General features: G+C 74.4%; 3 protein-coding genes. All 3 read left to right on the plus strand.

Annotated features, from left to right (window positions below; all coding sequences use genetic code 11):
* The first annotated feature begins 8 nt into the window (after positions 1 to 8).
* A complete protein-coding gene (locus AABA78_RS03470; RefSeq protein ID WP_338261607.1) occupies positions 9 to 1,061 on the plus strand; it encodes an LLM class flavin-dependent oxidoreductase in 1,053 nt (350 codons plus the stop codon).
* Positions 1,062 to 1,220: 159 nt separating this feature from the next.
* Positions 1,221 to 7,655, plus strand: a complete 6,435-nt coding sequence (locus tag AABA78_RS03475) for a MupA/Atu3671 family FMN-dependent luciferase-like monooxygenase (protein WP_370469444.1) — start codon at positions 1,221 to 1,223, stop codon at positions 7,653 to 7,655.
* A gap of 120 nt (positions 7,656 to 7,775) precedes the next feature.
* Positions 7,776 to 12,371, plus strand: a complete 4,596-nt coding sequence (locus AABA78_RS03480; protein ID WP_338261609.1) for a type I polyketide synthase — start codon at positions 7,776 to 7,778, stop codon at positions 12,369 to 12,371.
* Positions 12,372 to 12,378: the final 7 nt, after the last annotated feature.

A 12,378-nucleotide genomic window follows, 5' to 3' on the forward strand; every position in this document is an offset into this window, starting at 1 on the left:
AATCCACCGTGAAGCTCAGCGTGCTCGACCACTCCATCGTCGTTCGCGGCGGCAGTCCGCGTGAAGCGTTCCAGAACACCCTGGAGCTGGCCCGTGCGGCCGAGCAGTGGGGGTATCACCGGTACTGGGTCGCGGAGCATCACGGCTCAGGGCACTTCGCGGGGGTGGCGCCGGAGGTGATGGTGTCGCACGTCGCGTCGGCGACCTCGCGCATCCGGGTGGGCACGGGCGGCGTGCTGCTGACGAACTACAGCCCCTTCAAGGTGGCGGAGGTCTTCCGGCTGCTGGAGACGCTGCATCCGGGCCGCATCGACCTGGGCATCGGGCGCGCGTCGGGCAGCTCGGATCTGGTGGCGAAGGCGCTGGCGTATGGCGGGCCGGTGAACCCGGAGGCCTTCCCCCAGAAGCTGGAGGACCTCATCGCGTTCCTGTCCGGCACGACGCCCGCGACGGAGGGGCTGAAGGGGCTGGGGCTCAAGACCATGGCGCCGGGCATGCCGCAGCTGTGGGCGCTGGGGTCGGGTGAGCAGAGCTCGCTGCTGGCGGCGCGGCTGGGCATCTCCTTCTGCTTCGCGCACTTCTTCAACCCGGTGAACGGCGCGCCGGTGACGCGCGGCTACCGCGAGAAGTTCCAGGGCTCGCACGTGCAGTCCGCGCCCCGCTCGGCGGTCAGCGTGTACGTCATCTGTGGACGCACGGAAGCGGAGGCGCGGCGAATCGCGCGCAGCAGCGACCTGCTGACGGTGAACACCCGCAAGGGGCGCAACGAGGAGCCCATCCCCTCCATCGAGGAGGCGGAGGCGTATCCGTACACGCCCGAGGACCTGGCGGTGCTCGAGTTCGACCGCCAGCGCGTCGTCTGCGGAGACCCGTCCCAGGTGAAGGCGCGGCTGCTGGCCATGGCGGAGGACTTCCAGACGGAAGAGCTGATTCTCACCACCATCTGCCACGACCACCGCGCCCGCATGCGCTCGTACGAGCTGCTGGCGGAGGCCTTTGGGCTGAGCCGGGCGGAGGCGCCGCCCGAGGCCGTCCGTCCCGAGGCCCGGCCCCGCGCCTGAAGCGCCGCGCCCCCGGGGTGTCATCCCCGGCGGCCCCAGGTTCCATGGGAGGCGTGAGCCCCGGGCTCCGCTCCCCTTCCGCCGTTCCCGTCCCACCTGACGCCGGGTCCCCCCGTCCCCTGGCGTCCGTGTCCATCTTCCGAGCGTTCCATGCACTCCATGACCGGGAGTCCCACCGCTTTGCCCTCCTTCCCCACGCTCGTGGATCTGCTGCGCGCGCGCGCGGGCACCCAGGGGGAGGAGCTGCTCTACCGCTTCCTGGAGACGGGCGACGTGGACGGGCCCGTGGAGGAGTGGAGCTACGCCCGGCTGGATGCGCGGGCGCGCGCGGTGGGCGCGCTGCTCGCGGCGGACGGGGCCCGGGGTGAGCGGGCGCTGCTGCTCTACCCGCCGGGCCTGGAGTTCGTCGCCGGCTTCATGGGCTGTCTCTTCGGCGGCGTGGTGGCCGTGCCCTGTTACCCGCCGGACCCCACGCGGCTGGACCGGACGCTGCCGCGGCTGCGCGCCATCGCCCGGGACTGCGGCGCGCGCTACGTGCTCACCACGCAGGCCATCCAGGACATGGCGGAGTTCTTCACCCCGCAGGCCCCGGAGCTCGGGGAGCTGCGCTGGGTGGCCACCGACGCGGTGCCCGAAGCGCGCGCGGCGGAGTGGAGGCGGCCCGACGTGGACGCGGACTCGCTCGCGTTCCTCCAGTACACGTCCGGCTCCACCGGGACGCCCAAGGGCGTGCAGGTGAGCCACCACAACATCCTCAGCAACGAGGCGCTCATCACCCGGGGCTTCGGGCTGGACGCGTCGCGCTCGTCGGGCATGGGGTGGCTGCCCATGTTCCACGACATGGGCCTCATCGGGAAGGTCCTCCAGCCGCTGTACCTGGGCTTCCCGTGCACGCTGATGTCGCCCATCGCGTTCCTGCAGCGGCCGCTGCGCTGGCTGGAGGCCATCTCGCACTTCCGCGCCACCTGCAGCGGCGGGCCCAACTTCGCGTATGACCTGTGCGTGCGGAAGGCCACCGACGCGGACCGCGAGCGGCTGGACCTGTCCAGCTGGGACCTGGCGTTCAACGGCGCGGAGCCGGTGCGGCGCGAGTCGCTGGAGCGCTTCGCGGACACCTTCGCCCGCTGTGGGTTCCGCAAGACGGCGTTCTATCCATGTTACGGCCTCGCCGAAGCGACGCTCATCGTCAGCGGTGGAACGAAGGGCGAGCCGTACGCGCACGGTGCCTTCGACCTGGACTCCGTCGCGCGCGGCAGGCCGGTGGCCGCGGGGGCGGACGGCCGCGCGCTGTCGCTGGTGTCCTCCGGGCGCGCCGCGCCAGGGCACCAGGTGCGCGTGGTGCATCCGGAGACGCTGGACACGTGTCCCGCCGGGACGGTGGGGGAGATCTGGACCACGGGCCCCAGCGTGGCCCGGGGCTACTGGAACCGGCCGGAGGAGACGGAGCGGGCCTTCGGCGCGCGGCTGGTGGGGAGCGCGGAGTCGTGGCTGCGCACGGGGGACCTGGGCTTCCTGGGCGCGGACGGAGAGCTGTTCGTCACCGGCCGGCTCAAGGACCTCATCATCATCCGGGGCCGCAACCTCTATCCCCAGGACCTGGAGCAGTCCGTGGAGCGCGCGCACCGCGCGGTGCGTCCGGGCTGCGTGGCCGCCTTCAGCGTGGAGGAGGCGGGCGAGGAGCGGCTGGTGGTGACCGCCGAGGTCGACGCGCGCGATGACTTCGACGCGGCGGCCGTGGTGGACGCCGTCCGCCGGGCGCTGGCCGAGGAGCACGCGGTGCACGCCCACGGACTGGTGCTGCTCCAGGCGCGCAGCATCCCGAAGACGTCCAGCGGGAAGATCCAGCGCCGGGCCTGCCGCGACGGCTACCTCGCGGGGGAGCTGGAGGTGGTGGGTTCGTCCATCGTGACAGGCGCGGACGTGCCCGGGGTCCCCGCCGTGTCGCTGAGCGAGGCCCTGTCGACGTCCGGGCCCGAGCGCCGCGCGCGCGTCGAGGAGGCGCTGCGCGGCGCGGTGGCGCGCCAGCTGGGGATGTCACCGGGACAGGTGCGCTCCGACGCGGCGCTGGCCAGCCTGGGACTGGACTCCCTGATGGCGCTGGAGCTGCACGGCGAGCTGGAGGCGGCGTTGGGCGCGCCGCTGCCGGTCGCCTTCCTGTGGCAGCACCCCACGCTGAAGGACTGCGCGGAGCAGCTGCTGGACGCGGGCGACCGCGCGCGCCACCTGCCGCCCCTCCAGGCCGGAGCGCTGGAGGGCCCCCTGCCGCTGTCCCCCGGCCAGCAGCGCCTGTGGTTCCTGGACCGGCTGGTGCCGGGCACGCCGCTGTACCACGTCCACTTCCAGCTGCGGCTGTCGGGCCCGCTGGACGAGCCGGCGCTGCGCCACGCGCTGGAGTCGCTGGTCGCGCGGCACGCGGTGCTGCGCACGCGCTTCCTGGAAGCCGGCGGACAGCCGCACGCGGAGGTCCAGCCCGTGGGGGCCGTGGCGCTGCCGCGCACCGACCTGCGCGGGCGGCCCGCCGCGGAGCAGGACGCGAGGCTGCGCGAGCTGGCGCTGGCCCAGGCGCAGGAGCCGTTCGCGCTGGACGCCGGCCCGCTGCTGCGCACCGCGCTGGTGACGCTGGAGGACCAGGAGCACGTCCTCCTGATGACCCAGCACCACATCATCACGGACGGCTGGTCCACCGGCGTGCTGGCCCGCGAGCTGGCCTCGCTCTACCGCGCCCGGGTGTCCGGCACGTCCGACGCGCTCAAGCCCGTCGCGCTGCAATACCCGGATGTCGCCCGGTGGCAGCACGCGTGGGGGCCGCTGCTGGACGCGCAGCGCGAGTACTGGGCGCGCCGGCTCCAGGGCATGCCCCGGCTGGAGCTGCCCGCGGACCACGCGCGGCCCCGGACGCCCGGCTTCCAGGGGGCGCTGCACCGGCTCACCCTGCCCCGCGACCTGGTGGAGCGCGTGAAGGCGGTGGGCCGCGAGGAGGGGTGCACGCTCTTCGTCACGCTGGCGGCGGCGTGGGCGGCGCTCATGTCGCGCTACAGCGGCCAGGAGGACTTCGGGCTGGGCACCGTCGTGTCCCAGCGCGAGCGCCCGGGCCTCCGCGACGTGGTGGGCTTCCTGGCCCACACCCTGGTGCTGCGCTGTGACGTGTCCGGGGCGCCTTCGTTCCGCGAGCTGCTCGCGCGCACGCGGCGCACCTTCCACGAGGCGCTGGCGAACGCGGAGCTGCCCTTCGAGGAGGTGGTGGGCGCCTCGCGCGCGGTGCGCGGCGCCGACAACCCGCTCTTCCAGACGAACCTCCTGCTGGAGGCCCTGCCCCCCACGGACCTGGACGTGCCCGGCATGACGTGGCGGCCCGTGCTGCCGGTGCCTGACGGCGCGGTGGAGGGCACGGCGAAGTTCGACCTCCAGCTGTCCCTGGCGGAGACGCCCGCGGGCCTGGAGGGCGCGCTGGAGTACCGCACCGACCTCTTCGAGCCCGCCACCGTGGCGCGGCTGTCCAGCCACCTGGAGCGGCTGCTTCGCGCGGCCGTGGGCGCTCCCGGCGCGAGCGTGGCGGACCTGCCGCTGCTCACGCCGGACGAGGCGCGCACCGTGCTGCGCGACTGGAACGACTTCACCCCGCCCCCGGACGCCGCCACGGACGTGAGCATCCCCGGCCAGTTCCGGGCGCAGGCCGCGCGCACGCCGGACGCGGTGGCCGTGGTGGGCGACGACGAGGCGCTCACCTACGCGCAGCTGGACGCGCGCAGCGACGCGTGGGCCTGGCGCCTGCGGGAGCGCGGCGTGGGCCCGGAGTCGCGCGTGGGCCTGTGCGTGGAGCGCTCCGCGAGCATGGTGGTGGCCATGCTGGGCGTGCTCAAGGCCGGGGCGGCCTACGTGCCGCTGGACCCCGACTACCCGCGCGAGCGCCTGACGTACGTGCTGGAGGACTCGCGCGCCGCGCTGCTCCTCACCCAGGCGCACCTGGCGGAGCTGCTGCCCACCGCCGGGCTGCCCGTGGTGTGCCTGGACGGCCCGGAGGCTCCGGCCCCGGCGCACGCGCGGGGCGGCCCCTCCGTGCGCGTGGGCCCGGGCGACCTGGCCTACGTCATCTACACCTCCGGCTCCACCGGCAGGCCCAAGGGCGTGATGGTGCCCCACGGCGCGGTGGACAACTTCTTCACCGCCATGGACGCGCGCGTGGGCCCCTCCCCCGCCGGCTCGTGGCTGGCCGTCACCAGCATCTCCTTCGACATCTCCGTGCTGGAGCTGCTGTGGACGCTCACGCGCGGCTTCAAGGTCGTGGTGCAGGGCGAGGACGCGGTGCTGAAGGCCCCCTCGCGCGCGTCCGCCACGCGCCGCAAGCCGCTGGAGTTCAGCCTCTTCTACTTCGCGGACGACGCGGACGGCGGCTCCGGCGCGGACCGCTACCGGCTGCTGCTGGAGGGCGCCAGGTTCGCGGACCGCCAGGGCTTCACGGCGGTGTGGACGCCGGAGCGGCACTTCCACGCCTTCGGCGGCCTGTACCCCAACCCCGCCGTCGCCGGCGCCGCCATCGCCGCCGTCACCGAGCGGGTGGGCATCCGCGCGGGCAGCGTGGTGCTCCCGCTCCACCACCCGGTGCGCGTGGCGGAGGACTGGTCCCTGGTGGACAACCTCTCGCGGGGCCGCGCGGGCATCTCCGTGGCGTCGGGCTGGCACGCCAATGACTTCGTCTTCGCGCCGGATGCGTACGCGCGGCGGCGCGAGCAGATGATGGAGGGGCTGGACACCGTGCGCCGGCTGTGGCGCGGCGAGACGCTGCGCATGCCCGGCGGCGGGGGCGCGCAGGTGGACGTCACGCTGCGGCCCAGGCCCGTGCAGGCGGAGCTGCCGGTGTGGCTCACCGCGGCCGGCAACCCGGACACCTTCGTCACCGCGGGCCGGCTGGGCTGCCGCGTCCTCACCCACCTGCTGGGCCAGTCGTGGGATGACCTGGAGCAGAAGCTGTCGCTCTACCGCGACGCGTGGCGCGGCGCGGGCCACCCGGGCGACGGCCACGTCACCCTCATGCTGCATAGCTTCATCGGGGAGGACGCGGGCGCGGTGCGCGCGGCGGCGGAGCGCCCGTTCCGAAACTACCTCAAGAGTTCCGCGGACCTGATGCGCGGCCTGGGCCGCACGCTGGGCGTGGACATGGACGCGGCCACGGAAGCGGACCTGGAGCGGCTGGCGGGCCACGCCTTCGAGCGCTACTTCGAGACGAGCGGCCTCTTCGGAACGCCGCGCGGCGTGCGCGAGCGCGTGGAGCAGCTGCGCGCGGGCGGCGTGGACGAGGTGGGCTGCCTCATCGACTTCGGCATCCCTACCGACACGGTGCTCGCGAGCCTGCCCCGGCTGCACGAGGTGAAGGCCCGGAGCGACCGCGACGGCCGGCGGACCGGCACCGGGAAGCCCCTGGCGGAGCGGCTGCGCGAGCACGCCATCACCCACCTGCAGTGCACCCCGTCCCTGGCGCGGACCCTGCTGGCGGACGCGGCCCCCCAGGAGGCCCTGGGCAGCGTGCGCCGGATGATGGTGGGCGGAGAGGCCCTGCCCACCGCGCTGGCCACGTCGCTCAAGCAGGCGCTGTCGCCGGACGCGGCGCTGCTCAACATGTACGGCCCCACGGAGACCACCGTCTGGTCCTCCACCCACCGCGTGTCGGACGCGGAGGCCGGCGCGGTGGCGTCCATCGGCTCGCCCTTCACGCGCACGCGCTTCTACGTGCTCGACGCGCGCAAGGCGCCGGTGCCGGTGGGCGTGCCCGGGGAGCTCTACATCAGCGGCGCGGGCGTGGTGCGCGGCTACCTGCACCGGCCGGCCCTCACCGCGGAGCGCTTCGTGCCCGACCCCTTCGGGGAGGAGCCCGGCGCGCGCATGTACCGCACCGGGGACCGGGTGCGCTGGCGCGCGGACGGCACGGTGGAGTTCCTGGGCCGCGTGGACTTCCAGCTCAAGGTGCGCGGCTTCCGCATCGAGGCCGGCGAGGTGGAGGCGGCCCTGACCGCGCACCCGTCCGTGCGCGAGTCCGTGGTGGTGGCGCGCGAGGACGTCCCCGGTGACGTGCGCCTCGTCGCCTACGTCGTCGCGAACCCAGGGCAGGAGGCGGACCCCGCCACGCTGCGGGACTTCGTGGCGCGCCGGCTGCCGGAGCACATGGTGCCGTCGCTGGTGGTGCCCCTGTACGTGCTGCCGCTGACGCCCAACGGCAAGGCGGACCGCCAGGCCCTGCCGGCCCCCACGCAGGCGCGCGCCGTGAAGGCCGCGTACGTGGCTCCGCAGGGACAGGTGGAGGAGCAGGTCGCGGCGGTGTGGCGCGAAGTCCTCCGCGTGGACCAGGTGGGCGTGCACGACAACTTCTTCGACCTGGGCGGCCACTCGCTGCTCATGGTGCAGGTGCACACGCGGCTCAAGACGGCGCTGGGCCAGGACCTGCCCCTGCTGAAGCTGCTGGAGCACCCGACCATCAGCGCCCTGGCGCGCTATCTGCGCCAGCCCTCCACCCCGAAGAACCAGCCGGTGGAGGCCGCGCAGGACCGCGCGCGGCGGCAGATGGAGAGCCTCCGCCGCCAGCGTCAGCGGGACCGGCGCTAGCCCGGCCCCTTTCGCCACAGGGGACCGCGCTTTCATGTCGCGCGCGGCCCCCTAGATCCCCGTCTTGGTTCCACCTCCCGCTCCCCGCGCCCTCCTCCCGTGGAGGCGCCCACCCACGCCATGAACGAAACCACCCTGGATGAGGGCAACGACCTGCTCATCGCCATTGTCGGAATGGCCGGACGCTTTCCGGGCTCCCCGGACGTGGACGCCTTCTGGCGCAACCTCTGCGCGGGCGTGGAGGGCATCCGTCACTTCACCGACGAGGAACTGAAGGCCCGGGGCGTGCCGCCGGAGCGGCTGAAGGAGCCGGGCTTCGTGCGCGCGGGCGCGGTGCTGGACGGCGTGGACCAGTTCGACGCGTCCTTCTTCGGCTACTCGCCGCGCGAGGCCCTGTTGATGGATCCGCAGCACCGCCTCTTCCTGGAGTGCGCGTGGGAGGCGCTGGAGCGGTCCGCGCACGGGCTGGAGGGCGACTCGCGCTCGGTGGGCGTCTTCGCGGGCACCAGCCTCAGCACGTACCTGCTCTTCAACCTGCGCACGCACCCGGAGTTGCTCACCTCGGAGGAGGCCTTCCAGGTGATGATTGGCAACGACAAGGACTTCCTCGCCACGCGGCTGGCGTACCACCTGGACCTGAAGGGCCCGGCGCTGGACGTGCAGACGGGCTGTTCCACGTCGCTCGTCGCCACCCACCTGGCGTGTCAGGCGCTGCTCGGCTTCCAGTGCGACGTGGCCATCGCGGGCGGCGTGTCCGTGGACGTCCCGCAGCGCACCGGCTACGTGCACCAGGCGGGCGGCATCGCGTCACCGGACGGCCACTGCCGCCCTTTCGACGCGCAGGCACAGGGCACCCTCTTCGGCAGCGGCGTGGGCGTGGTGGTGCTCAAGCGGCTGTCGGACGCGCTCGCGGACGGCAGCCCCATCCACGCCGTCATCCGCGCCACCGCCATCAACAACGACGGCGCGGCGAAGCTGGGCTTCACCGCGCCCAGCGCCGAGGGCCAGGCGGAGGTCATCGCCCGGACGCACGCGCTGGCGGACGTGACGCCGGACACGGTGGGCTACGTGGAGACGCACGGCACCGGCACCCTGCTGGGCGACCCGGTGGAGGTCTCCGCCCTCACCACCGCCTTTCGCGCGGGGACGCAGGCCCATGGCTTCTGCGCGCTGGGGTCGGTGAAGTCCAACATCGGCCACCTGGACGCGGCGGCGGGCGTGGCGGGCCTCATCAAGACGGCGCTGGTGGTCGAGCACGGGCGCATCCCGCCCACGCTGCACTTCCGCACGCCCAACCCCAACATCTCCTGGGAGGACAACCCCTTCTATGTCAACGCGGAGCTGAAGACGTGGGACACCGCGGGGGCCCCGCGCCGCGCGGGCGTCAGCTCGTTCGGCATCGGGGGCACCAACGCGCACGCCCTGCTGGAGCAGGCCCCCGCGCGTCCTGCGTCCGGGCCGTCCCGGGCGTGGAAGCTGCTGCCCCTGTCCGCCCGGACGCCGGGCGCGCTGGACGCGCTGACGCACAACCTGGGCGCGCACCTGGAGGCGGCCCCCGGCCAGGACCTGGCGGACGTGGCGTACACGCTCCAGGTGGGCCGCAAGGCCTTCGCGAGGCGGCGGGTGCTGGTCTGCGCGGACCGGGAGGACGCGGTCCAGCTGCTCGCGGACGTGGATCCGGAGCACGTGCACACCGGCGAGGCCCGGGACGGCGGGCGCGCCGTCACGTTCCTCTTCCCGGGCGGCGGCGCCCAGCACCTGCGCATGGGACAGGAGCTGTACGAAACGGAGGACGCGTTCCGCGAGGCCTTCGACGCGTGCGCCGCCATCCTCACCCGCCTGGGAGGTCCGTCGCTGCGCGCCGTCCTCTACCCCGCGGGCGACGCGGACGGCGGGGCCCCGCTGCCGCGGCCGTCCGTGGGGCTGCCCGCGCTCTTCAGCGTGGAGTACGCGCTGGGACGGCTGTGGGAGTCCTGGGGCATCCAGCCCGAGTCCCTCATTGGCCACAGCATGGGCGAGTACGTGGCCGCGTGCCTCGCGGGCGTGTTCTCGCTGGAGGACGCCCTGGCGCTCGTCACGGAGCGCGGCCGACTGTTCGAACAGCTGCCCCCCGGCGGCATGGTGAGCGTGGCCCTGCCGGAGCAGGAGGTCCGCCCGCTGCTGGGCGCGAACCTGTCGCTGGCCGCGGTCAACGCGCCATCGCAGTGCGTGGTGGCCGGCGACAACGCGTCGGTGGACGCGCTGGTGGCGGACCTCGCCGCCCGGGGCGTCGAGCACCGGCGCGTGCACATCGACGTTGCCGCGCACTCGCACCTCATCGACACCATCCTCCCGGCGTTCGCGTCGTGCGTGGGCCGGCTGGAATTGAATCCCCCGAAGCTGCCCGTCGTGTCCGGCGTGACGGGCACCTGGCTGACGGCCGAGGAGGCCCAGAGCCCCGCGTACTGGGTGCGGCACCTGCGGCAGACCGTGCGCTTCGGGCAGGGCGTGCGCACCCTGCTGGAGGATCCGGCGCGCGTCCTGCTGGAGGTGGGCCCCGGCCGCACGCTGGGGTCGCTCGCGCGGCTCCAGGTGGAGCGCGGCCAGCCCACGGTGGTCCTCACGTCCATGCGCGCCCCGCGTGAGCCGGGCTCCGACCTGCGCTTCGCCCTGACGACGCTGGGCCGCCTGTGGGTCGCGGGCGTGGCCGTGGACTGGCGTCGGCTCTCCCAGCACGAGGAGCGGCGGCGCGTGGTGCTGCCCACCTATCCCTTCGAGCGCAAGCGGCACTGGCTGGAGCCGCGCGCGGAGGGCGTGGCCGTCAGCGCGCCCGCGCCGCTCGAGCGCCGCGAGGACCGGGCGCAGTGGTTCTACCTGCCGTCGTGGAAGCGGACGGTGGCCCCGCCCCCGGCCGCCGCCGCGAACGCCCCGGCCTGGCTCGTCTTCACCGACGCGGGCGGGCTGGGTGACGCGCTGGCGGCGCGGCTCACGCAGGACGGCGGCCACGTCGTCCGCGTGCGGCCGGGCACCGGCTTCCTCCGTCACGAGGACGGCACCTTCGAGGTGGACCCCGACCGCGCGGAGACCTACGCGGCGCTGGTGGCCGCGCTGGACGAGGACGGCGAGCCCCTGGCGCGCGTCATCCACCTGTGGGGCGCGGACGCGGCCAGCCCGGACACGGCGGGCGTGGAGCACGCCCAGCGCATGGGCCTGCACAGCCTGCTGTTCCTGGCGCAGGCCCTGGAGGGCCGCGGCTCGCGCGGGCCGGTGCACCTCACGGTGGTGACCACGGGCGTGCAGGCGGTCACCGGCCACGAGCTGCTCACCCCCGCCAAGGCCACCGTGCTGGGGGCCTGTCGCGTGCTGCCCCACGAGGTGAGGGGCCTCACGTGTCAGGCCATCGACGTGGAGCCCGCCGTCAGCCCGGACGCGCACCAGGCCCTGGCCGCGCGCCTGGTCGTGGAGGTGTCCGCGACGCCCGCCAACGGCGTCACGGCGCTGCGCGGCGCCTACCGGTGGGAGCAGACCTTCGAGCCGGCCCGGCTGGAGGCCCCCGCCACGGGCGCGCCGTCCCGCCTGCGCGCCCGGGGCACGTACCTCATCACCGGCGGCCTGGGCGGCATCGGCCTGGTGCTCGCGGAGCACCTCGCGCGGCAGGTGCAGGCGCGGCTGGTGCTGGTGGGCCGCAACGCCCTGCCGGAGCGGGCGTCGTGGGACGGCTGGCTCGCGTCCTCCGCCAGCGACGACGCGACGGCGAAGCGCATCCGTCAGGTGCAGGCCCTGGAGGCCCTGGGCGCGGAGGTGCTGGTGCTTCAGGCGGACGTGGGGTCCTCCGAGCAGATGGCGCGGGTGCTCCACCGAACGCGCGAGGCGTTCGGCCCTCCGCATGGCGTCATCCACGCCGCGGGCGTGCCCGCCGGAGGCCTGGCCCAGCTGCGCACCCGTGACGCCGTGGAGGGCGTGCTGCGCCCCAAGGTGCTGGGGACGTGGGTGCTGCATGAGCTGCTGCGGGGCGTGCCGCTCGACTTCTTGCTGCTCTGCTCGTCCCGCACCGCGTACACGGCCGAGCCCGGGCAGATCGACCACTGCGCCGCGTGCAGCTTCCAGGACGCCTTCGCCCACCACGCCGCCCTGCAGGGGGACGCGAAGGTGCTGTCGCTGGGCTGGGACACCTGGCGCGAGGTGGGCCAGGCCGTCTCCACCGCGCTGCCGGACGCGGCGCGGGGCCTTCGCGACGCAACGCTCGCGCACGCGCTGACGTCCGCGGAGGGCGTGGACGTCTTCGAGCGCGTCCTCACCCACCCCAGCCCCAGCGTCGTCGTCTCCACGCGGGACCTGGGCGCGGCCATCGCCAGCAGCGCGGCGCTGCTGGACACGCTGATGGGCGGGGCGGCCAGCGACGCGGCCCCGGGCGAGGCCCCCGTCCGCCTGGACGACGCCGAGCAGGCGCTGATGGAAATCTGGCAGCGCCTGCTGGGCCTGGAGCAGGTGGGCCTGCACGAGAACTTCTTCGAGCTGGGGGGCAACTCGCTCATCGGCCTGAAGGTCATCCACGAAGTGAAGCGTCGCTTCGACCGGGACCTGCCCGTCGTGGCCCTCTTCGAGAACCCCACCCTGGGTGCCATGGCCCGGCTGCTCACGCCCCAGGCGTCGGCCGCGCCCGCAACCCATGACCGGCGCGGGCGCGGTGCACGCCGCCGCGAACAGATGCAGCAGCGCCGTCCCACCAGCCGCTGAAGCCCTT

This window comes from Corallococcus caeni (genome assembly GCF_036245865.1).
In the GTDB taxonomy this organism is placed as follows: Bacteria; Myxococcota; Myxococcia; order Myxococcales; family Myxococcaceae; genus Corallococcus; species Corallococcus caeni.

Excerpts from the sequence above, each read along its gene's own strand:
- AABA78_RS03475 (WP_370469444.1), top strand. The coding sequence starts at position 1,221 with ATGACCGGGAGTCCCACCGCTTTGCCCTCCTTCCCCACGCTCGTGGAT.
- AABA78_RS03480 (WP_338261609.1), top strand. The coding sequence starts at position 7,776 with ATGAACGAAACCACCCTGGATGAGGGCAACGACCTGCTCATCGCCATT.